Here is a 21,918-nt window from a genome sequence, read left to right on the forward strand (position 1 = left end):
CGCCAAGGCGTCACCGCCCTGACCACCGAACAAGCCCTCCACCTCCTCGACACCACCCTCACCGCCAACCACCCCCACACCATCCCGCTGAAGCTGGAACTCACCACGTTGCAGCGGGACTTCGATCGTGACGGGGAGACGCCGCCGTTGCTGCGGTCGCTGCTGCGTGCTCCGCGCAGGCGGGCCGCCGGCGCCGTCGAGGGCGGCACGCTGCGCGATCGGCTCGCGCCGCTCTCCGACGACGAGCGGAGCAGGGAGCTGACCGCTCTCGTGTGCGGTGAGGCCGCCGTGGTGCTCGGCATCGCGGACGGTGCGGCGCTCGGGGCGGACCAGGTGCTGAAGGACCTGGGCATCGATTCGCTGATGGCGGTCGAGCTGCGCCGCCGCCTGTCGGCCGTGACGGGGGTGTCGCTGCCGGCGACCCTCGCCTTCGACTACCCCACCCCCACCGCCATCGCCGGGCTCCTGCTCGACAAGCTCGCACTCGGCGGCGCATCGAAGCCGGCCACCACGCGTCGTGCGCGCCGTGGCACCGCCGAGGAGCCCATCGCGGTGGTGTCGATGGCCTGCCGCCTGCCCGGCGGTATCGGCACCCCCGAGGACTACTGGCAGCTGCTGGTCAGCGGATCCGACGCCGTCGACTCGTTCCCGAGCCGGTGGTCCGGCCTCGATCTCTACGACCCGGACCCGGAGGCGGACGGCAAGTGCTACGCCCGTGAGGGTGGCTTCCTCGACGACATCGATGGCTTCGACGCGGAGTTCTTCGGGATCACTCCGCGTGAGGCGCAGTCGATGGACCCGCAGCAGCGGATCATCCTGGAGACCGTCTGGGAGGCCCTGGAGCGCGCCGGTGTCCGCCCCGACACGCTGTCGGAGTCCCGCACCGGCGTCTACCTGGGCACCATGGGCTCCGATTACGGGAACCTGTACAACCACGACCTGGGCGGGCTCGACGGCTACCTGAGCACCGGCAACGCGAGCAGTGTCCTGTCCGGACGGGTGTCGTACACCATCGGTCTTCAGGGTCCGGCCCTGACCGTGGATACGGCGTGCTCGTCGTCGCTGGTCGCCACCCACCTCGGCGTGACGGCCCTGCGCAACGGCGAGTGCGAGACGGCCCTGGTCGGTGGTGTCACCGTCATGTCGACACCGGCGACGTTCGTCGAGTTCAGCCGTCTCAAGGGTCTGTCGGCCGACGGCCGTTGCCGGAGTTTCTCCGCCGACGCCGACGGCGCGGGCTGGGCCGAAGGCGCAGGCATCCTCCTCCTCAAGCGCCTCTCCGACGCCGAGCGCGACGGCGACCGCGTGCTGGCCGTCATCCGGGGCAGCGCCGTCAACCAGGACGGCCGCAGCCAGGGCCTGACCGCCCCCAACGGCCCCTCCCAGCAGCGCGTCGTCCAGGACGCACTCACGGCAGCCCGCCTGACCCCCGACGACATCGACGCCATCGAAGCCCACGGCACCGGCACCAGCCTCGGCGACCCGATCGAGGCCGGAGCCCTCGCGGAGGTCTTCGGACCCACGCGCCCGGCCGACCGGCCGCTGCTTCTGGGCTCGTCCAAGTCCAACATCGGCCACGCCCAAGCAGCCGCCGGTGTCGCAGGCGTCATCAAGATGATCCTCGCCCTCCAGCACGACACCCTCCCCAAGACCCTCCACGCCGACCAGCCCAGCCCGCACATCGAGTGGGACGACTCCGGCCTGCAACTCCTCCAGGAGGCCCGCCCCTGGGAACGCGGCGAACGGACCCGGCGGGCCGGCATCTCCTCCTTCGGCCTCAGCGGCACCAACGCACACCTCATCCTCGAGGAAGCACCCGCCGTCGAGGCAGTCGCGTCGGAGGGCACGGACACGCCGCAGCTCCCGGTGCCGGTGCTCCTTTCGGGCCGGGACGAGGCCGCCCTGCGGGCACAGGCCGAGCGCTGGGCCGACTGGCTGGAGAGCCACGACGAGGTCCCGCTGGCGGACGTGGCCGCCACGGCGGCACTGCACCGCACCCACTTCGACACCCGCGCCGCCGTCCTCGCCTCGTCGGCCGACGAGGCCGTGGCCGGACTGCGGGCGCTGGGCGGCGGTACCTCGCACGCCGCTGTCGTCCGGGGCGAGGTGACCGGTGACGCCGGGCTCGGTGTCCTGTTCACCGGGCAGGGCAGCCAGTACGGCGGTATGGGGCGGCAGTTGTACGACACCTTCCCCGCCTACCGTGCCGCGTTCGACGCGGTGTGCGCGGCCGTGGACCCGCATCTGGGAAGGTCCCTGGGCGAGCTGGTGTTCTCCGGTGGTGACGACGGTGACGGCACCGGCGCGCTGATCCACGAGACCCGCTTCACCCAGCCCGCGCTGTTCGCGCTGGAGGTCGCTCTCTACCGGCTGTGGGAGTCGTGGGGCGTCACCGCGACGGCCGTCGCGGGGCACTCCGTCGGCGAGTTCGCCGCGGCCCATGTCGCGGGGGTGCTGAGCCTTCAGGACGCGGCTCGGCTGGTCGTCGCCCGCGGGCGTCTCATGCAGGCCTGCCGCACCGACGGTGCGATGGTCTCCGTCGAAGCCGGCGAGGCCGAGGTGCTCGACGCGATCGGCGACCGTGCGGGCGTCGGCGTCGCCGCCCTCAACACCCCGGCGCAGACCGTCGTCAGCGGCGACGCCGACGCCGTCACCGCCCTCGCCGAGCACTTCGCCGGCCAGGGGCGGCGCACCCACCGGCTGACCGTCTCGCACGCCTTCCACAGCACCCACATGGACGCGATGCTCGACGAGTACGCCGCCGTGGCCGCCGACTGCGACTACCGGGCGCCCGCGATCCCGCTGGTGGACACCCGCACCGGCGCCTGGCACCCGGCCGGCACCGCCGAGGGCGAGGGGATCCGCTCGCCGGAGCACTGGGTGCGCCAGGTCCGTGAGGCGGTCCGGTTCACCGATGCCCTCGGCACGCTCGCGGAGCACGGCGTCCGGCGCTTCCTGGAGTGCGGCCCGGCTCCCGCGCTCACGCACATGGGCACGCAGACGCTGAGCGTCGGTCACTTCACGCCGAGCATGCGCAACGCGGCCAAGGCGGGCGAGGGCACGGCGGACGAGCCCCGTACGCTGCTGGCCGCGCTCGCCCGGCTGCACACGGCGGGCCACCGCGTGGACTGGTCCCGCACCCCGCTGCCCGCCTCGGGCGGCCCCGTCGAGCTGCCGACGTACGCCTTCCAGCGCACGCGCTACTGGAAGGAGCCGGCGTCGCGCACGGATGTGCGCGGTTCGGGTCTGGGGCAGGGCAGCCACCCCTGGCTGCCCGCGACGGCGGTGCTGGCGGGCGGCGACGGACATCTGCTGTCCGGTGCCGTCTCCGCGGCCGAGCACCCCTGGCTGGCCGACCACGCCGTGTTCGACTCCGTGCTGCTGCCCGGCACCGGTCTGCTGGACCTGGCATGGGCGGCCGCGCACACGGTGGGCGCCGCACGCGTCGCGCACCTTACGCTCGCCCGGCCCCTGGTCCTCGAGGGATCCGCGCGGACGCGGCTCCAGGTGCGCGTCGGCGAGGCGGCGGAGGAGGGACGGCGCACGATCGCCGTCTACAGCCAGCCCGAGGACGCCGTCGACCAGCAGGTGTGGACCCTGCACGCCGAGGGAGAGCTGGACGACGTCCGGGTTCCGAGCGGCGAGGCGTTCGCCGAGCTGAGCGCCTGGCCCGTACCCGGTGCGGACGGCGTGGAGCTGGACGGCTTCTACGACGGGATGGCGGCGAAGGGCGTCGCATACGGGCCGGCCTTCCGCGGCCTGACCGAGCTGTCCCGCCGGGACGGCGTCGCCTACGGGCGCATCGTGCTGCCGGACGGCGACACCGCCGGCAGGGACGGGTTCGGGGTGCACCCGGCGCTGTTCGACGCGGCCCTGCACACCCTCGCGGGCACCGCCCCGGGCGGCGAGCGGGACACCGACGGCGACTCGGTGCTGCTCCCCTTCGCCTGGACGGACGTCACGCTGTACGCGACGGGCGCCACCGAGCTGCGCGTGCGTGTCGAGCTGGAGCCGTCCGGCGAGGGCGAGGGCGGCGAGACCCGCGCGTCGGTGCTCCTCGCCGACGGCACCGGCCGGCCGGTGGCATCGGCGAGCGGCCTGCGGTTGCAGCGGGCGAGCGCCGAGCAGCTGCGGGCCGGCGGGCGCGGCACCGACCATCTGTACCGGGTGGAGTTCCAGCCGGTGGAGGCGGAGGCGCTGCCCGCGCCCGGCGCCGACGGTACGGCGGGCACGCTGGTCCTCGGCGACGGCAACGGGTTCGTCGCACGGTCCTTGGACGCCCCGGCCTTCGCGGACCTCGACGGGCTCCTCGCCTCGGACCCGGCGCCCCGGCGCATCGTGGTCGACCGCACACCGCAGCCGTCCGGCACCGCCGGTCCGTCCGCGGCCGAGCGGGCACACGCCACCGCGTCCGGTGAACTCGCTCTGGTCCAGCGGTTGCTGGCGTCACCGGCGCTGGTCGACACCGAGGTCGTGTGGGTGACCGGCGACGCGGTCAGCACCCGCCCCGACGACACGGTCGCCGCGCTCGGCACCGCTCCCCTGTGGGGTCTGGTCCGCTCGCTGCGGGCGGAGAGCCCGGAGCGGACGTGGCGTCTGGTCGACGTCGACGCGGACGCCGCGGTCCCGGACCTGTTCGCGACGGCCCTGTCCGTCACCGGCGAACCGGAACTGGCGCTGCGCGGCGAGATGGTGTTCGTCTCGCGTCTGGCACGGGCCGGTTCCGGCGGCACGGTGCGGGTGCCGGACACCGGGGCGTGGGCCCTGGACGTGCGGGAGAAGGGCAGGCTCGACACGTTCGAGGCCGTGCCCCTGGACACGGCTGAGCCGCTCGGCCCCGGCGAGGTCCGGGTGCAGGTGCGCGCGGCCGGACTGAACTTCCGTGACGTGCTCAACGCCCTGGACATGGTGCACGCCCCGAAGTTCGGCCTGGAATGCGCCGGAGTCGTGCTGGAGGCGGGTGCCGAGGTGAGGCATCTGCGGGCCGGTGACCGGGTGATGGGCCTGGCCGTGGGCTCCTTCGGCACCGAGGTCCGCGCCGACGCCCGGGTCATGACCCCCATCCCCGACCACCTCTCCTACGCCGAAGCGGCAACCGTCCCCCTGACCTTCCTCACCGCCTACCACGGCCTGGTCGACCTCGGCAGCCTCCAGGCCGGCGAGAAGATCCTCATCCACGCCGCCGCCGGCGGCGTCGGCATGGCCGCCGTCCAGCTCGCCCGGCACTTCCGCGCCGAGGTCTACGGCACCGCCAGCACCGCCAAATGGCCCGCCCTGCGCGCCATGGGCCTGGCCGACGACCACATCGCCTCCTCCCGCGACACCACCTTCGCCGACACCTGGAACGACGTGCCCTTCGACGTCGTCCTCAACTCCCTGGCACGCGAGTTCGTCGACACCACCCTGACGATGCTGACCGACGGCGGCCGCTTCCTGGAGATGGGCAAGACCGACATCCGCGACCCCCACCAGGTCACCACCGACCACCCCGGAGTGCGCTACCAGGCCTTCGACCTCATGGACAGCGGCGCCGACCGCATCCAGGAGATGCTCCAGGAGATCACCGCACTCCTGGCCGACGGCACGATCCGTCCGCTGCCCCTGCACGCCTACGACGTCCGCGAGGCGCCCAGCGCGTTCCGGTTCATGGCGCAGGGCCGGCACACCGGCAAGCTGGTCCTCACCCTGCCCCGTCCGCTGGACCCCGAGGGCACCGCCCTCATCACCGGCGGCACCGGCGCACTCGGCCAGGCCCTCGCCGAACACCTCATCCGCACCCACGGCATACGCCACCTCGTCCTCACCTCCCGACGCGGCCGCGACACCCCCGGCGCCGACGCCCTCACCACCCGCCTCACCGCCGCAGGCGCCGCCACCGTGCGCATCGTCGCCTGCGACGTCAGCCGCCGCGACGACGTCGCCGCCGCCGTCTCCGCGGTGGCCGCGGACCACCCGCTGACCGCGGTGGTGCACCTGGCCGCCGTTCTCGACGACGGCATCGCGCGCAACCAGGACGCGGACCGGATGGCCGCGGTCCTGGCGCCGAAGGTCGACGGGGCGGTGCATCTGCACGAGCTGACCGCCGGTCAGGATCTGGCCGTCTTCGCACTGTTCTCGTCGGTGGCGGGCACGTTCGGGTCCCCCGGGCAGGTCAACTACGCGGCCGCGAACGCCTTCCTGGACGCCTTCGCCGCCTACCGCCGCACCCGCGGGCTGCCGGGGCTCAGCCTCGCCTGGGGGCTGTGGGACCAGGGCGGAGCGGGCATGACCGCGCACCTCGGCGAGGCCGAACTGGCCCGGATGCGCCGCGGAGGGGCCCGGGCCCTCGGTGTCGAGGAGGGGCTCGCGCTGTTCGACGCCGCCCTGCGCCGGCCCGAGGCGCAGCTGGCGCCGGTCAGGCTGGACCTGGCTGGGCTGGCGCAGCAGGAGGACGTGGCGCCGCTGCTGCGTTCCCTGGTGCGGCCGCGGCTGCGGCAGGCGGCGGCCACCGCGCCGCAGGGTTCGGACTTCCTCGACCGGCTCGCCGCCCTGGGCGAGGCGGAGCGGTTCGAGACGCTCACCGAGTTCGTCCGCGGTGAGGTGGCGGCGGCCGTCGGTCTGCCGGGCGCGCACGCGGTGGCCGCGGAGAGGCCGTTGCAGGGTCTGGGCCTGGACTCGCTGATGTCCGTCGACCTGAAGAACCGCATCGCCGCCCAGACCGGTGCCGAGCTGCCCAGCACGCTGGCGTTCGACTACCCGACGCCGCGGGCGATCGCGGAGTTCCTCCTCGGCAGGCTGCGGCTCGGCAGCGCGGCACAGGACGGCCCGCCGCAGGACCCCATGGCCGCCGCGCAGTGGGCCATCGGCAAGGCCGGCGCCACGCTGCTGCGGGAGAGCGGACTGCTCGCGCAGCTGCTCGACCTGGCCCAGGGCATGGACCTGCCGAAGCAGCGCGGTGCGAGCGATGCCCTCCGGGCGGCCGAGTCGCTCAGCGACTCGGACATCGACCGGGCCCTGGACCTCGTGCTCGGCGACTTCGCCGCCTGACCGCTACCGATGATCGCGAAAGGAAGACTGTGATGAGTGCCCGGACCGTGGTGATGGGTGGAGGGATCTCAGGTCTGTCCGTGGCGCTGCTGCTGGCGCGACGGGGCTTCGAGGTGACCGTGCTGGAGCGCGACCAGGCCCCGCCCGGGGACCTGGCCGCCATCGGCGACTGGCACCGCCCCGGTGCCCCGCAGACCCGCCAACTGCACACCTTCCTGGGGCTGTTCCGGCAGCACCTGCTCACGCATCTGCCCGATGTGTACGAGGATCTGCTGGCCAACGGCGCCGAGGAGGTCAGCATCGCCACGCCGGCCGGCACCACCCCGCCCGGTGCCGAGGACCTGGCGGTCCTGGCGGCGCGCCGCCCCACCGTGGAGTGGGCGCTGGAACGCGCCCTGCGCCGGGAGCCGGGCGTCGAGATCCACTACGGGACGTCGGTGCGCCGGGCCGAGGTGAGGGACGGCCGGATCAGCGGGGTACGGGTGCGCGGCGGCGTCGTCGACGCGGACGTGCTCATCGACGCGGCGGGCCGACGCTCGCCGCTGCGTGAGGACTTCACCGTCCTGGAGGGGGACGAGGACTGCGGGGTCGTGTACAACACGCGGTTCTACCGGCTGCGCGACGGGGTGCGGCGGCCGCCGCTCGAACGCGGCGTGACGACGATGGTCGCCGGCGACGGATTCGGCGCCGGGCTCTTCTACCACGACAACCGCACGTTCGCGATCGGCATCGGCCGCCTCCCCGACGACAACGACCTCAAGGCGCTGCGTGAGGCGGAGGCCTTCGACCAGGTCACCGCGCTCTTCCCAAAGTTCGAGCCGTGGCTGCGTCCCGATGTCGGAGAGGTGCTGACCGAGGTCGTCCCCATGGCCGGGCTGCGCAACACCCTGCGCGGCCTGGCGCCCGACGCCCCCGTGGGCTACGGCGTCGTGGGCGACGCGCTGTGCACGACCGATCCGGCCTTCGGGCGGGGTGCGTCGGTGGCGATGCACCAGGCCGTGCTGCTCGCCGAGGCGTTCGCCGGGGAACCGGGCTCTCTGCCCGGGCTCGTCCGGGACGTGACCGCGCAAGCCCAGGCGTGGGTGCGGCCCTGGTTCGACGACTCGGTCCAGGCCGACATCGCCCGCACCCGGCTCTGGCAGGCCGCGGTGGACGGGCACCGTCTGCCGCAGGGCGCGGCGATGCCGCCGGTGAGCCTGTTCAGCCTCATGGAGGCCGGGGAGCACGACGGGCATCTGTGGCAGGCGGCGCAGCGTGTGGCCGGTCTGCTGGCCCCCCTCGACAGCCTGGACACCCCTGAGAACCGGCGGCGTCTGCAGGAGGTGTGGGCGTCGGGCTGGCGTCCGCAGGCCCCCTCCGGGCCGGGCCGGTCCGACCTCGTCGAGGTGCTGGCCGCGTCCTCCCGCTGAACCCGGCGACGACCTCACGACACACGAAGGAACGAAGGATCCTGGATGAAGATCATTGCCGATACCGGTCGTTGCATCGGAGCCGGCCAGTGCGTCATGGCCGCCGACTCCGTCTTCGACCAGGACCCCGCCACCGGCGAAGTCGTGCTGCTGGTGGCGAGGGCTCCGGCCGACGAGGTGGACGCGGTCCTCGACGCGGTGTCGACCTGCCCCACCGGCGCTCTGGCCACGGCGGAGGACTGAGCGCTCCGCGACGTCTCCTCGCGCGGCTCCGAGGCCGGCCACCCCCCACGTGTGCCGGCCCGCGGCGGCAAGCCACTGAGCCCACGATCGGCCACCTTCCCCCACCACCCCCCACGATCGGAGAACGTATGACGACCGAGACCACACGGGAGTCCCGCCCCACCGGGGGCCCGGCACACGAGCCGCGGCCCCTCCCGTTGGCCCGGACCTGTCCTTTCACACCCCCCACCGAGCTCACCGACCTGCGTGGGAGGGAACCCCTCAGCCGGATCGCGAACCCGGACGGCAGCACCGGTTGGCTCGTCACCGACTACGCGCTGGCCCGGAAGGTGCTCAGTGATCCTCGTTTCAGCGCCCGTCAGGAGCTGATGAGTTCACCGCTGACGGACCGCGCGTTCGAGCCGGCGATGCCGGGCGGCTTCCTGTTCATGGATCCGCCGGAGCACACCCGCTACCGCAAACTGCTCACCGGCCAGTTCACCGTGCGCCGCATGAGGCGGCTCGAGGCACGGGTCGAGGAGGTCACCGCTCATCAACTGGCCCGTCTGCGCGCCCAGGGGCCGGGCGCGGATCTGGTCGAGCACTTCGCGCTGCCGATCCCGTCGCTGATGATCTGCGAGCTGCTCGGAGTGCCGTACGAGGACCACGAGTTCTTCCAGTCCAGGGCCGTGGCCATCTTCCGGCTGGTGCAGGACCCCGAGGAGGCCGCGGCGGCGTACGCCGGGCTACGGACCTACCTGCTCGATCTGGTGCGGCGGCGCCGTGAGGAGCCGGCCGACGACATCCTGAGCGACCTGGTGGCAGGTGGCGATCTCATGGACGACGAGCTGATCGGCATGGCTCTGCTGTTGCTCCTGGCCGGGCACGAGACCACCGCGAACATGATCGCGATGGGTACGTTCGCGCTGCTGAGCCATCCCGGCCAGCTGGCGCTGCTGCGCGAGGACCCGTCGCTGATCGACGGTGCGGTGGAGGAGTTGCTGCGCTACCTGAGCATCATGCACGTGGGCCTGCTGCGTGCCGCCCTGGAGGACGTCGAGCTGGCCGGTCATGTGATCGGGAAGGGCGACACGGTCACGGTGTCCGTTGCGGCGGCCAACCGGGACCCGGAGAAGTTCGGCCCCTCGGAGGACCTGGACATCACCCGGCCGGCCACCGGGCACGTGGCCTTCGGGCACGGCATCCACCAGTGCCTGGGGCAGCAGTTGGCGCGTATCGAGATGCGGATCGGCATCAACGGGCTGCTGCGCGAGTTCCCCGGCCTGCGACTGGATGTCCCGGTCTCCGAGGTGCCGGTGCGCAAGGACATGGGTGTCCTCGGCGTGCACCGGCTTCCGGTCACCTGGTGACATCCCCCTGAGCCGCCGGTGTGCTCTCCCCGCTCCGCGGGCCTTCGGGCCGGTGGAGCGGGGGTCCGGACGGGAGTTGGCCGCGGGGTGGCCTATTCGGCGCTCTTCGCGCGCTCGGCACTCTTCGCGATCAGGGCGGTCAGTTCCTGGAGGGAGTACTCACGACGGCCGGGCCGGCCGTAGCGGGTGAGTTTGCCGCGGGTGGCCCACTGCCGGATGGTGGCCTCGGACACTCCCGCGGCGAGGGCGGCGAGCTGGGTGGGGACCGTGCGCGTGCCGGCCTTCTTGACGGCGGTCATGGGGGGCCTTCCGTGAGTGCGTGAGGTCGGAGCTGGGCGGGGTGCGGACCGGCCGGGCTCACGCGCGGCCGCTCAGCAGCAGCCAGCGGTCCGGCGGCAGCACATGCCCGGCCCCGCAACGCACCATGTGTGTCGAATCGGCGCCCCGGGACGTGCGGACGCGTTCCTCGCAGTCGGTGACCGGGCAGGAGCCGAGCTCCTGCGGGACGGCCGGCCTGGGGGCGAGCGCCGAGCGCGCCACGTTGGTGACCCTGCGGACCTCGGCCGCGCACTCGCCCGCGGCCGGGTGGGCGGCCAGCCAGTCGAGATGGCGGGCCAGGAAGGCCGCGAGCGTACCGACCTCGCGCCGGGACGGCCCGGTCACCCCCCGCTCCGCGACGATGGCGCCGGCCCACGAGGCGAGTACCACAACCATGTCACCGCGGGCCTGGAGAGCCGCTTCGTTGAGCCGGATGCCCTGCCGGGCACGGCCCGAGCTGACCCGCTCGGTGATTCCGGTCCGCGCCGGCGAGAGCGCTTCCTCACAGCCGTCGTACAGGCCCGGAAGACTGACGAGGTCCTCCTTCAGCCGGGCGCGGCACACCAGGCAGAGCCGCTGCCCCGAGGCGGCCGTCCGAGGCTGGGGCTTGCCCGACTGCCGGGCGTGACGGCAATGGACTGCTTCGCACAGTGACTGAATGGCCATCCGTTCTCTGCTTCCCTCCCCGTTCCTGCCGGAGACCGGCAGGGGCTGACAGACTCGGCCAGTATGGCGAAGCGCCCTAAAACCCGGCTCGAACTCGTGTCCAGCCCCAGGTCAGCCCTCGACCAGGACCTCCATGTACGGCGGGAACTCAGGAACGCGGGCGAGGTCGTGTTCCAGCACGGAGATCTCGCCGTTCGTGGTGATCTCCCGGAACCCGGCGAACTTGTAGGTGACGTACATGCTCCGGTTGCGGTTCGTCGGCACGAACTCCGCGCGCAGCCGTATCCCGGCCGCGGCCGCTTCCCGGATGAGATGGGCGAGCAGCACCGACCCGACGCCACGGGACATCACCCGGCAGGACATCAGCAGGAGCTTGACCGTCCACGCGTCCTCGCCGCGCTCGACGAGCGCCAGCCCGATCTTGCCGTACGTTCCGTACCTGTCCTCCAGGCCGGCGACCAGCAGATCGTGGCCGGGCGACTGGCGGAACGCGTCCAGCTCCTCGTACGAGTAGGTGTAGCCGGTCGCGTTGAGCTGGTTGGTGCGGACGGTCAGTTCCTCGGCGCGCTGCAGGTCGCGTTCCTGGGCCGGGGTGATGGTGAAGCGCATGTTCAGGGAGCTGAGGAACTCCTCGGCCGTGCCGTCGTGGCCGGCCTCGGCCTGGTTGCGCTCGGCGTCGGCCCGGTACAGGTGACGGCGCTCCCGGGAGTCCGCGGTGACGAACCTCGGGTGCATCTCGGGCAGGCCGGGGATGCGCTCGGCGTCGAGGGCGTCGATGCACAGCACCTGCGGGTGCGTGAAGCGGACCTCGTCGCGCTCGAAGGGCTGGTCGTCGACGAAGGCCAGCGTGTCGATGCCGATGTTGATCGCCTCGGCGACCGCCTTCACGGAGTCCGACTTGTTGCCCCAGTTGATCTGCGGATACAGGAAGTACTCGGCGATGCCCAGCTCCTCCAGCTTGGCCATGGCCGCGTCGTGGTCGTTGCGACTCGCGACGGAGTGGAGGATGCCCCGCTCGTCGAGGGTCTTGAGGACGTCCACGACACCGGGCCGCAGCTTCACGTCCCCGTCCTCGAGGAGCACCCCCTCCCAGACGGTGTTGTCGAGGTCCCACACCACACATTTGACGGTCGTCGTCATCGTCCCTCACTCCTGGGGGTCGCACCGGCCTGCCTCCGGCGGACGAGGGCGCGCTCCTGGAACGCGTACTCGGCGAGGCCGATCTGATGGATCTGAGAGCTTCCCTCGATGATCTCCATGACTCTGGAGTCGCCGAGATAGCGCTGCACCGGGTAGCCGGCGCTGCAGCCGTTGGCGCCGTGGATCTGCACGGCGCCGGCCGCGGCCCGGCTCGCGGCGGTCGAGGCGAAGTACTTCGCCATGGATGTCTGGGCGAGCGCACCGGGATCGCCCTCGTCGCGCAGCCGGCCCGCCTCGAGGCAGAGCAGCCGCGCCGCCCGGGCGTCGGTGTACATGCCGCTGATCATCTGCCGTACGAGCTGGTGGTCCTTGATGGGCGTGCCGAAGGTCTCCCGGCTGCCCGCGTAGTCGACGCTGGCCTCCAGGCAGGCGTCGACGATGCCGACGCAGCCCCAGCCGACGGTGTAGCGGCCCAGGTCGAGCGCCGTACCGACGACGTGGGAGAGGCCGAGGCCGGGCCGGGCGAGCACCTGGCCGGCCGGGATGCGGCAGCCGTCGAAGTGGACGTCCGCCGTCATCGAGGCGCGGATGCCGATCAGGTCCTCGATCAGCTCGGTGCGCACTCCGGCGGTGGCGCGCTCCACCAGCACCGCCGTGGGACCTTCGGGGGAACGGCCCAGGACGAGGAAGACGTCGGCGGTCTCGCCGTACGTCGTCCACGTCTTGTGGCCGTCGAGCAGCCAGGAGTCCCCGTCCGGGGTGAGCCGGGTGACGACGCCGGCGGCGTCACTGCCGGCACCCGGCTCGGACACGGCGAGCGCGCCGATGCTCTCACCGCGGGCGAGACGGGGCAGCCAGGTCTCCTTGAGTTCGCGGCTTCCCCACCGTGCGACGGCGTGCGCCACCATCGTGTGAACGGTGAGCAGGCTGCGCAGCGACGAGCAGGCACGCCCCAGTTCACCGGCGAGCAGCCCGAGCGTCACCGCGTCGCATCCGCCCCCGCCGTACTGGGCCGCGACCGGCAGACCGAGCAGTCCCTCGGTCGCCAGCAGTTCGACGGTCCGGGGCGGAGTGCGCTGAGCGCGATGGTTTGCGTCGGCGTGCGGAACGATGTGGCGGTCGGCGAAGGCCCGGAACTCCTTCTGGGCCTGGGCCTGCTCCGCCGTGAGCGTGCTGGTCATCGCTGTGGCGTCTCCTCGTGGGTCAGGACGCCACGGAGGCGGAGAGCTTACGGGTGACGAACGCGTCGAGAGCTCCGACGGAACGGAAGTTGTCGAGCTCCAGGTCGTCGTTGTCGATGGTGAGGCCGAACTCGTGCTCCACGAAGGAGACGAGCTGGATGGCGAACATCGAGCTGACGAAGCCCAGCTGGAAGATGTCGTCGTCGTCCTTGAGGTCCTGCACCGGGAAGAAGCGGGACAGGTACTCCCCGATCTTCGCCTTGTTGTCCATGCTCATGTCGTGTTCCGTCCTGTTCGTGTGCGGCCTGGCAGTGGGTGTGCGCCTCGGCCGGGTCAGCGGTAGTTGAAGAAGCCCTCGCCGCTCTTGCGCCCCAGCAGGCCGGCGGCGACCATCTTCTTCAGCAGCGGGGCCGGCCGGTACTTGCTGTCGTTGAAGCTCTCGTAGAGCACCTCGACGGACTTCAGGATGGTGTCGAGACCGATCAGGTCCGCCGTCTCCAGCGGCCCCATCTTGTGGTCGAAGCACGTCTTGAAGATGCGGTCGACGTCGGCGGGCGAGGCCACCCCGTCCTGCACCAGGAAGACGGCCTCGTTGATGGTGAGCATCAGGACGCGGTTGGAGACGAATCCCGGCACGTCCTCGACGACGATGCACTCCTTGCCCATCTCGGCGAGGAACCTGCGGGCGGTGTCGATGGTCTCCGGGGTGGTGTGGTGGCCGCGGATGACCTCCACCATCGGCTTCATCGGCACCGGGTTCATGAAGTGCATGCCGACGATGTTCTGCGGGCGGTCGGTGACCGAGCCGACGCGGGTGATGGAGATCGCCGAGGTGTTCACGGCGAACCGCACCTCAGGGCGGCAGATGCGGTCCAGCCGCTCGTAGACCTTCTCCTTGATGCTCCAGTCCTCGGTGACGTTCTCGACGACGAAATCGGCTTTGGCCAGCAGCTCGTAGTCGGTGGTGAACTCTATTTTCTCGATCACCGCCGCCGGGTCGACGGCCGCGGCGCGATTGAAGAGGGCGAAGGCGCGCAGGCTGGTGCGCAGTTCGCGCCTCGCGTTGTCGAGCACCTCCTCCGAGACGTCGACCAGGATCACCTGGTGCCCGGTCTGCGCGAGGTTCTGTGCCACGCCGACGCCCATGACGCCGGCGCCGACGACTCCTACCGTGGTGAATTCCATGACTCGTCCGGCTCCGTTACCGTGCGCCGCGTACGGCGAAGATGTTGTAGATGTCCGTCCCGACGTACAGCTCGTCCTGCTCGGCCATGACGGTGAAGCCCCGGTCCTCCAGCAGCTTCGTGAGGCGTTCCACCTCACCGTCGGCGTCGTGCGCTTCGAGGACCATTTGCCGGATCTTCGGCCAGTCCTCGTCGGCGATGCCGTCGATGACCTGGCGTTCGCTCTTCTGCACGTCGATCTTGATGAGGTCGATCCGCTCGATTCCCTGCTCGCGGATGACAGCGCTCAGCGGACGCAGCCGGGCCGTGTACTCGATGGCCTCGAAGCGGACGTCCATCAGCTCCTCGGCGTAGTCGGTGAGCCGGCGGGCCTCCGCGTCCGTGTTCTGCTGGTTGGCGATGATCGTGCGCAGATTGTGCTTCTCCTCCTCCTCGTCCGGGTGGAACGAGGACATCCCGGAGCTGCGGGGGTAGAAGGTGAAGCTCGCTTCGGTCTCGGCGTCGGAGATGCCGATGTTGAACAGCTTCGCGTCCACACCGTGCTCCGCGACGTTCCTGCTCAGCAGTTCGAACAGCGGCGGGGCCGGCTCGAAGGTGAAGACCCGCACGTTCTGCGCCTCGTAGTGCGCGAACAGGGTGAACAGGCCGATGTTGCCGCCGACGTCCACGACGGTGTCGCCGCTGCGCAGCGAGATGCCGTTCTTGGCGTAGACGCGGTGGTCGAAGATGTCCTCGTAGAAGTGACGGGTCTCCGACTCGTTCTGGTGGTGGACCGTCAGGCCGTTGGGCAGCCGAAATCGGGCCTGGCAGCTGCCGGTGTGCGAAGAGCCCGCCTTCTCCCCCGCCGTCTCCGGGTCGCCGCCGCCGCGCAGTACGTCGATGGCCGCGGCCATGCGCGTGAGGGTGGCGAACTCGTACACCTGGCGCAGCGTCAGCTCGACGTCGAAGGCCCGGCTGATGCGCAGCATCAGCCGCGTGGCGAGCAGGGAGTTGCCGCCCAGTTCGAAGAAGCTGACATCGCGCGGGAAGTCGTCGTTCTTCAGGATCCTGGCCCACACGGCCAGCAGCGCGGTCTCCGTCTCGGTCGCCTCCGGTGCGCCGTCCGCGTCCGTTGCGTCGGTCTGTGCCACGGGGGTCTCCTCGGTGGTGGCCAGGTCGCCGCAGGGCAGGTCGTGCCAGGCCGCGTCGGCGTCCGCGAGCCACAGCCGGCCCAGGGCCTTCAGAGCGACGGACGTGTCGGCGTGCGGCTCAAGGGAGTGGCGCATGGAAGCGACGATGTTGCCGGTGTCGCCGCCCCGGACCACGGTCGCCAGGCTGCTCAGCGTCTGACCCGGCCCGCACTCCAGCAGCAGGCGCTCCTGGCCGAGGTGGCGCAGGCCGTCGGCGAAACGGACCGGGCTGAGCAGGTGGCGGGCCCAGTACGCCGGGTCGGTGGCCTGCTCGTCGGTGATGGGCCGGCCGGTGACGTTCGAGATGTAGGGGATACGCGGCGGGTTGAGCGTCAGACCGCGGGCGATGTCGGTGACCTGGTCGGCGATCGGCTCCATCATCGAGGAGTGGAACGCGTGCGTGGTGGTCACCCTGCGGGTGATCACACCGCGGCCGGCGAGGGTCCGCTCCAGCTCGAAGATGTCGGCCACCGGGCCGCCCACCACGCAGAACTCGGGGCCGTTGACGGCGGACAGGGAGATGTTCCCGCCCGTCAGCGGCCGCACCTGCTCCTCCGGCAGCATCACGGCGAGCATCGTGCCCTCGGGCAGCTCGTCGATGAGCGCGGCCCGGCGCGCCACCAGGACCAGCGCGTCCTCCAGCGAGAGGACGCCGGCGAGGGTGGCCGCGACGTACTCGCCGAGGCTGTAGCCGATCATCGCGGTCGGCCTGACGCCCCACGATTCCCACAGGGCCGCCAGGGCGTACTCGACCACGAAGAGCGCGGGCTGGGCTATGCGCGTGGCGTTGAGACGCCGCTCCTCGGTGCTCTGCTCACGCGTGTCGAGGCCCAGCATGCGGCGCAGGTCCATGGCGAGGGCGTTGCCCGTCTCGGTCGGCTCGGGACGTCCGGCGGCGGTGAAGATCACGTCCCGGATGTCCAGGCCGAGCTCCGCGGTGAGCGCCTCGGCGCAGCGGTCGACGGTGGTCTTGAACACGGGGAAGTCGCGGTACAGGTCGCGCCCCATGTCGAGGTAGTGGTCGCCCAGGCCGGGGAACATGAAGGCCACCGCGGCGCCGCTGTCCGCGGTCTGGGCCGACCCCAGTTCCACCGCGCCGTCGGGGCCCGAGAGGACCGCCGCGCGGTGCCCCCCGGTCCGGCCGCCGACGCGTACCACGCCGACCGGTTCGGCTGACCCGACGGCGTCGCCTGCCCGGGTGCGCAGCGCGGCGAGGCCGGCGTCCAGCAATGCACCGTTCGCGGCTTCGGCAAGCGCCAGATGCCACCGGTGCTGCGCGGCGGCCGGTGTGGCCGCCGCGCGCTCTTCTTCGGCTGTGATCGTGTAGGGGCTCATGCCTCTCCTTGGAGATGACGGCCGGCCCGAAGGTGTGAGCGCGCCCACTGCCGCCCCGTTCCCTCCGAGGTGTCCGCTGTCATCCCGACCTTGGCGGCACCGACTTGAGCGAGACCGGAGCAGCAGTCGGGCGCACGGTCGGCCGCGGTGCGGCAGGCCCGGCCGAGCAGGACGGGAAGATCCGGGCCGCCCGCGAAGTAGTGGTCGCCCGGCACGGTGTGCAGCGTGACGGGGCCGGTGGTCCACTCCCGCCAGCCCGCCATGTCGCCGGGACGGCCCAGGCGATCGCGATCACCGGAGACCGCCAGCAGCGGCACGTCCGGCAGCCCGCCCGGGGCCGGTTCCCGGGCGGCGACGCGCAGCCGGTGCCCCAGGGCCAGGTCGTCGCGCAGCACCGGCAGGACGGTGCGGTACCAGAATCCGCCGGGTGCCGCCCTGTCCGGTACGGCGCCCATCTCGGTGAGCAGGCGCACGAGTTCGGCTTCCGGTGCCGCCCAGGCGTCGGACAGCGGGGAGGGCACCGTCGGAGGGGGGCAGGCCCCGACGGCGAGCAGCACGGGCCCGGGCAGGCCGGCCTCGTGCAGCGCGCGGGTCACCGTGTAGGCGACCATCGCGCCCAGGCTGTGCCCGTACAGCGCGAACGGCTCGGGACGCGCTGCCGCGGTGAAGTGGCCCATCAGGTCGGCGAGGAGAGCCTCGCGCCCGGTGATGGCCGGCTCTTTGGCGCGGCCGCCCCGGCCGGGCAGCGGCAGCGGTACGACCTCGACGTCCGGCCCGGCCCGGCCGGCCCAGCCCTCGAACGAGGAGGTGCCCGCGCCGGCGTGGGCGAAGCAGTACAGGCGCACCGGCCGGGTGCCGCGCTGTCCGGCTGTCATGTCACGAGGCCTGCGGCCACCGCGAGGGCCTCGGCCCGGTCGGCGCGCTCCCAGGTGAAGTCGGGGAGCTCGCGGCCGAAGTGACCGTAGGCGGCGGTCTGGGAGTAGATCGGGCGGAGCAGGTCGAGGTCGCGGATGATGGCGGCCGGGCGGAGGTCGAAGACCTCGGTGATCGCCTGCTGCAGGCGGGCCACGGGGACCCGTTCGGTGCCGAAGGTCTCGACGAACAGACCCACCGGCTCGGCCTTGCCGATCGCGTAGGCGACCTGGACCTCGCAGCGGGCGGCGAGACCGGCGGCGACCACGTTCTTCGCAACCCAGCGCATCGCGTACGCCGCGGAACGGTCGACCTTGGACGGGTCCTTGCCGGAGAAGGCACCGCCACCATGACGGGCCATGCCGCCGTAGGTGTCGATGATGATCTTGCGGCCGGTCAGACCGGCGTCACCCATCGGGCCGCCGATCTCGAAGCGGCCGGTGGGGTTGACCAGGAGACGGTAGTTCTCCGTGTCGATCTTGATGCCCTCGTCCAGCAGCGCCTTCAGCTCCGGCTCGACGACGAACTCCTTGATGTCCGGAGCCAGCAGCGAGTCCAGGTCGATGTCCGAGGCGTGCTGCGAGGAGACCACGACGGTGTCCAGCCGGACCGCCTTGTCACCGTCGTACTCGATGGTGACCTGCGTCTTGCCGTCCGGACGCAGGTAGGCGATCGTGCCGTTCTTGCGCACGTCCGACAGCCGCTTCGACAGCCGGTGGGCCAGGAAGACCGGCAGCGGCATCAGCGTCGGCGTCTCGTCCGTCGCGTAGCCGAACATCAGGCCCTGGTCGCCCGCACCCTGCTTGTCCAGCTCGTCCGATTCTCCGCCCGCGGCGGCACCCTCGACCCGGGACTCGTACGCCGTGTCCACACCCTGGGCGATGTCCGGGGACTGCGCGCCGATGGATACCGACACGCCGCAGGAGGCGCCGTCGAAGCCCTTCTTCGAGGAGTCGTAGCCGATCTCGAGGATCTTGTTCCGGACCAGCTGCGCGATCGGTGCGTACGCGGTGGTGGAGACTTCGCCGGCCACGTGCACCAGGCCGGTCGTGATCAAGGTCTCGACGGCGACCCGGGAGGACGGGTCCTCGCGCAGGAGCGCGTCGAGAATGGTGTCGCTGATCTGGTCAGCGATCTTGTCGGGGTGACCCTCGGTCACGGACTCCGAGGTGAACAGACGACGGGACATGGGTCTCCAGAGAATCGGGAAGGGCGTGTTGACGGGACAGACGGTCCGCGAGCGTGCTCAGGACGGTCTCGTCCAGCGGTGCGGTGACCGCCGGGCCGGGCACGGTGACCACCCCGGTGTCCTGGCAGGCCACGCTGACCAGATAGCGGCCGCCCAGGGCGCGGTAGGTGGCGAAGGTCCATGTGTCGCTCTCCACGGGCGTGCCGTCGGGCGCGCACAGCAGCGCGCAGCGGCCCGCGTCCGCGCCGGCGCGGCAGCTCGCGCACGCGGTGAAGCCGAACTCGGTGAAACCGAGGGGCAGTCCCTGGCCGAGGGCCTTGGAGTACGCCTCCTTCAGCGTCCACAGGCGCAGGCGCGCCCGGTGCTGCTCCGCCTCGGGCAGCAGACCGAGCTCGGCGCGCTCGGCGGGGGTGCACACATGGCCGAGGAACCCCTCGGCGGGCGGCCGCGTGTGGGCCGGTTCGGCGTCGACGCCGATCCTGCCGGTGCGGCTGATGCCCACGGCGATCAGATCCTCGGAGTGGGTCAGGCTCATGTCGAGCTGCCCGAAGCCACGCAGGTACGGGCGGCCGCCGGGCGTGTAGGCGAGGTCGAGCTCGACGGGCTCGGTGCCGAGGGCGGCGGCCGCCGTGTACTTGACGGCAAGCCGGGATGCGGCGAACCGGTAGCGGACGGCCGGGTCCGGGGTCCGCCGGTAGCGCTGCCAGTCCGGGCCGAGCATCTCGCGCAGACCGCCTCCGGCCAACGCGGCGTTGAGCCACTCCCCCCAGGTGGTGAGGACCGTGGCGTTGCCGGTCAGCCGCATGCTCTCGCGCACCTCCTGCCAGGGGCCGCGGCTGCCACTGGCCTTGAACGGCGGTGCGATGTGCACCGCGTGCGCCGTCACGGCGCGAGCTCCGTGGCGTCCAGGTCATAGCTGAGGTGCTCGTGACAGCGGCGCACGAGTTCGCGGTGCACCAGTTCCTCCACCCCGTCCGGCAGGGGCGGAACGGGCGCGCCGAGGCGCCGGGCGATCCGGGACAGGGCGAGCACCGGCCAGGCGGGTGCGGCGAGAAAGGGGTCGGCGCCGTCCTGGCTCTCCCACACGCCGAGGACCGCCGCGGCGGCGAGCACCAGGGCGTAACGGTCGACGAGCGCGCACACGGCGGCCACGGGCAGCGGTCCGTCCCCGGGACCGGGCAGCGCACGGCACCGGGCGCGCAGCGCGTGCAGTTCGGTGACGAGGCTCTGGACGAGTTCCGCGAGGACGGCCGTGTGGCCGCCGACGCCGCGGACCTCGGCGAACCGCGCCGCCGATCCGCACAGCGAGGCGGCCAGGAGGTCCCCGTGACCCGCCGCCGCGAGGGAGGCGAAGTCGAGGACGGGCAGGCCGGATCCGCCCCGGAACAGCGTCAGCGGCGGCTCCGGCTCGGCGAACCAGGAGTGCTCGGCGAGCGGCCGCAGATGAGGGGCGATCACCGCCTGGCCGTCGGCGGCGCCGGTGCGTGCGGGTCCGGAGGCTGCGAGCGGCAGGGCCCGCATCAGCCTGCCGAGGGCGCCGTGGTGGGCGCTGCCGCGGTCGTGGCGGCGCGCACCGAGCACGCAGGCGAGAGCCTCGAGGTTCTCCTGGAGCAGCGCGGGGACCAGGTAGTGCACGGCGGCGGCCGGCACCTGGGCCTGGGCAGGCAGCAGGCTCAGCGCACGCAGGGCGACATCGGCGAAGCTGGCGCAGGTCAGGATGTCGGCGAAGACCCCGGCCAGTCGCCGGTTCGGGCGGGCGGGCGACGCCCCGCCTTCGGCCGCCCGCACGGCGGAGCGCAGCGCGGTGTCCGCGGCGGCGACCAGCAGCGCGGGCACCAGAGCGTGGCCGACCTGCTGTGTACGCAGGGTCAGCGGCACACCCTCGCCCACGGTTCCGAGGACCGCGTCGTGGGGTACGGCGTGCTCGTGCAGCTCGATCTCGGCACGCGAGGCACCAACCCGCCCGCGGGCCGCGGCCCCGCCCGTCTCGCGCACCGCCGGCGGGGGGAGACGGTCGCCGTCCAGGAGCACGGCGGTATGGCTGTGCGGGGAGCGGGCCGGTCCGGTGCGGGCCTGTACGACGTACAGGCGGGCGCCGATCGCGTCCGGGGCGGCCTCGGCCCGGCCGTCCAGCAGCAGGCCGCCGTCCGGCGCGGGGCGAGCGGTGATGCCGCCCGGCGTGCTGCCGGCGGTCTGCCCGCGCTCGTGCGGCACCAGCCCGACCCGGCCGCCGCCCAGCAGCAACGCGGCGGTCTGCGCACGCCGGTGCGTGTTGCCGGCGGCCCACACCGGCCCCGCGGCCAGCACCGGGGCGGTGCCCACCGCGGTTCCGAGTGCCACGTCGCGGCGGAAGACCGGCCGCAGCACCCTGGCGAGCAGGTCGGCCCTGGTCAGTCGCCCGCCGTCCGCGACGGGCACGCATTCGGCGCTCAGCCCGAACCGTTCGAGCAGCAGTTCCGTCTGCTCGGGCGGCCGTCCCCGGGCGTCGGCCTCGAACAGGGCGGTCAGGCCGTGCGGGTTGTCGGGGGCGTAGGGATCACCGAGGAGCACTTCCAGCCGCGCGGCACGCCGGTCGGCGTCGGCGGCGGACGGGGCGGCCGGACGGACGGGATCGCCGGCGACGGCCAGATCCCCTGCGGTGGCGGCTGCGACGGCCATGGTGACGCGGATCAGCCCCCCTTCGGCTCCTGCGGACCTACGGCGACGAGCCGCGCGCCGGCCTGCCGGACGCGCGCCTCGGCTGTTGACGACTGTGCCGACGACGACTCGACGACCACTCGAACGCCGATCGGCCCGG

The 21,918-nt window shown here is 72.4% G+C and carries 15 protein-coding genes; 4 read left to right on the plus strand and 11 right to left on the minus strand.

Features of this window, described 5'->3' with window-relative positions; all coding sequences use genetic code 11:
- The 4 genes from ACIRG6_RS05055 to ACIRG6_RS05070 all read left to right on the plus strand — a co-directional run.
- On the plus strand, positions 1 to 7,026 hold a 7,026-nt coding region (locus ACIRG6_RS05055), incomplete at its 5' end, for an SDR family NAD(P)-dependent oxidoreductase (RefSeq protein WP_403320773.1).
- Between the two features lie 32 nt (positions 7,027 to 7,058).
- Positions 7,059 to 8,435: an NAD(P)/FAD-dependent oxidoreductase gene (locus ACIRG6_RS05060; protein WP_364683981.1), complete on the plus strand. Its 1,377-nt coding sequence runs from the start codon at positions 7,059 to 7,061 to the stop codon at positions 8,433 to 8,435.
- Between the two features lie 45 nt (positions 8,436 to 8,480).
- On the plus strand, positions 8,481 to 8,678 hold the full coding sequence (locus ACIRG6_RS05065; RefSeq protein ID WP_364683979.1) for a ferredoxin: 198 nt from the start codon (positions 8,481 to 8,483) through the stop codon (positions 8,676 to 8,678).
- A 128-nt stretch (positions 8,679 to 8,806) separates the two neighbouring features.
- On the plus strand, positions 8,807 to 10,027 hold the full coding sequence (locus tag ACIRG6_RS05070; protein WP_403320775.1) for a cytochrome P450: 1,221 nt from the start codon (positions 8,807 to 8,809) through the stop codon (positions 10,025 to 10,027).
- Positions 10,028 to 10,119: 92 nt separating this feature from the next.
- On the opposite strand, the gene ACIRG6_RS05075 is transcribed toward ACIRG6_RS05070, so the two are convergent.
- The 11 genes from ACIRG6_RS05075 to ACIRG6_RS05125 form a co-directional block, all read right to left on the minus strand.
- Positions 10,120 to 10,326 (minus strand): hypothetical protein, encoded by a 207-nt coding sequence (locus tag ACIRG6_RS05075; protein WP_364683975.1) that lies wholly within the window; start codon positions 10,324 to 10,326, stop codon positions 10,120 to 10,122.
- A gap of 58 nt (positions 10,327 to 10,384) precedes the next feature.
- Positions 10,385 to 11,011, minus strand: a complete 627-nt coding sequence (locus tag ACIRG6_RS05080; RefSeq protein ID WP_403320778.1) for a hypothetical protein — start codon at positions 11,009 to 11,011, stop codon at positions 10,385 to 10,387.
- 111 nt (positions 11,012 to 11,122) lie between these two features.
- Positions 11,123 to 12,151, minus strand: coding sequence for an HAD-IIIC family phosphatase (locus ACIRG6_RS05085; RefSeq protein WP_403320779.1), 1,029 nt, complete (start codon positions 12,149 to 12,151; stop codon positions 11,123 to 11,125).
- Positions 12,148 to 13,332, minus strand: coding sequence for an acyl-CoA dehydrogenase family protein (locus ACIRG6_RS05090; protein ID WP_364825444.1), 1,185 nt, complete (start codon positions 13,330 to 13,332; stop codon positions 12,148 to 12,150). The genes ACIRG6_RS05085 and ACIRG6_RS05090 overlap by 4 nt, the downstream gene beginning before the upstream one ends.
- Positions 13,333 to 13,354: 22 nt before the next feature.
- On the minus strand, positions 13,355 to 13,609 hold the full coding sequence (locus ACIRG6_RS05095; RefSeq protein ID WP_364683967.1) for an acyl carrier protein: 255 nt from the start codon (positions 13,607 to 13,609) through the stop codon (positions 13,355 to 13,357).
- 56 nt (positions 13,610 to 13,665) lie between these two features.
- The gene (locus tag ACIRG6_RS05100; RefSeq protein WP_364683965.1) at positions 13,666 to 14,517 is read right to left on the minus strand and encodes a 3-hydroxyacyl-CoA dehydrogenase family protein; all 852 of its coding nucleotides are present in this window, start codon (positions 14,515 to 14,517) and stop codon (positions 13,666 to 13,668) included.
- Between the two features lie 16 nt (positions 14,518 to 14,533).
- The gene (locus ACIRG6_RS05105) at positions 14,534 to 17,020 is read right to left on the minus strand and encodes an FkbM family methyltransferase (RefSeq protein ID WP_403320782.1); all 2,487 of its coding nucleotides are present in this window, start codon (positions 17,018 to 17,020) and stop codon (positions 14,534 to 14,536) included.
- The gene (locus ACIRG6_RS05110; RefSeq protein WP_403320783.1) at positions 17,017 to 17,895 is read right to left on the minus strand and encodes a thioesterase II family protein; all 879 of its coding nucleotides are present in this window, start codon (positions 17,893 to 17,895) and stop codon (positions 17,017 to 17,019) included. The genes ACIRG6_RS05105 and ACIRG6_RS05110 overlap by 4 nt, the downstream gene beginning before the upstream one ends.
- Positions 17,892 to 19,121 (minus strand): methionine adenosyltransferase, encoded by a 1,230-nt coding sequence (gene metK, locus ACIRG6_RS05115; RefSeq protein ID WP_403320786.1) that lies wholly within the window; start codon positions 19,119 to 19,121, stop codon positions 17,892 to 17,894. Before metK ends, ACIRG6_RS05110 begins: the two co-directional genes overlap by 4 nt.
- The gene (locus tag ACIRG6_RS05120) at positions 19,060 to 20,007 is read right to left on the minus strand and encodes a 4'-phosphopantetheinyl transferase family protein (protein ID WP_365022002.1); all 948 of its coding nucleotides are present in this window, start codon (positions 20,005 to 20,007) and stop codon (positions 19,060 to 19,062) included. Before ACIRG6_RS05120 ends, metK begins: the two co-directional genes overlap by 62 nt.
- Positions 20,004 to 21,779 (minus strand): acyl-CoA dehydrogenase, encoded by a 1,776-nt coding sequence (locus ACIRG6_RS05125; RefSeq protein WP_403320788.1) that lies wholly within the window; start codon positions 21,777 to 21,779, stop codon positions 20,004 to 20,006. The genes ACIRG6_RS05120 and ACIRG6_RS05125 overlap by 4 nt, the downstream gene beginning before the upstream one ends.
- Between the last annotated feature and the right edge of the window lie 139 nt (positions 21,780 to 21,918).

The sequence above is a fragment of the Streptomyces flaveolus genome (genome assembly GCF_044765825.1).
Classification (GTDB): domain Bacteria; phylum Actinomycetota; class Actinomycetes; order Streptomycetales; family Streptomycetaceae; genus Streptomyces; species Streptomyces flaveolus.

Coding starts and splice junctions, on each gene's coding strand:
- ACIRG6_RS05060 (WP_364683981.1), top strand. CDS start 7,059: ATGAGTGCCCGGACCGTGGTGATGGGTGGAGGGATCTCAGGTCTGTCC.
- ACIRG6_RS05065 (WP_364683979.1), top strand. CDS start 8,481: ATGAAGATCATTGCCGATACCGGTCGTTGCATCGGAGCCGGCCAGTGC.
- ACIRG6_RS05070 (WP_403320775.1), top strand. CDS start 8,807: ATGACGACCGAGACCACACGGGAGTCCCGCCCCACCGGGGGCCCGGCA.
- ACIRG6_RS05075 (WP_364683975.1), bottom strand. CDS start 10,326: ATGACCGCCGTCAAGAAGGCCGGCACGCGCACGGTCCCCACCCAGCTC.
- ACIRG6_RS05080 (WP_403320778.1), bottom strand. CDS start 11,011: ATGGCCATTCAGTCACTGTGCGAAGCAGTCCATTGCCGTCACGCCCGG.
- ACIRG6_RS05085 (WP_403320779.1), bottom strand. CDS start 12,151: ATGACGACGACCGTCAAATGTGTGGTGTGGGACCTCGACAACACCGTC.
- ACIRG6_RS05090 (WP_364825444.1), bottom strand. CDS start 13,332: ATGACCAGCACGCTCACGGCGGAGCAGGCCCAGGCCCAGAAGGAGTTC.
- ACIRG6_RS05095 (WP_364683967.1), bottom strand. CDS start 13,609: ATGAGCATGGACAACAAGGCGAAGATCGGGGAGTACCTGTCCCGCTTC.
- ACIRG6_RS05100 (WP_364683965.1), bottom strand. CDS start 14,517: ATGGAATTCACCACGGTAGGAGTCGTCGGCGCCGGCGTCATGGGCGTC.
- ACIRG6_RS05105 (WP_403320782.1), bottom strand. CDS start 17,020: ATGAGCCCCTACACGATCACAGCCGAAGAAGAGCGCGCGGCGGCCACA.
- ACIRG6_RS05110 (WP_403320783.1), bottom strand. CDS start 17,895: ATGACAGCCGGACAGCGCGGCACCCGGCCGGTGCGCCTGTACTGCTTC.
- metK (WP_403320786.1), bottom strand. CDS start 19,121: ATGTCCCGTCGTCTGTTCACCTCGGAGTCCGTGACCGAGGGTCACCCC.
- ACIRG6_RS05125 (WP_403320788.1), bottom strand. CDS start 21,779: ATGGCCGTCGCAGCCGCCACCGCAGGGGATCTGGCCGTCGCCGGCGAT.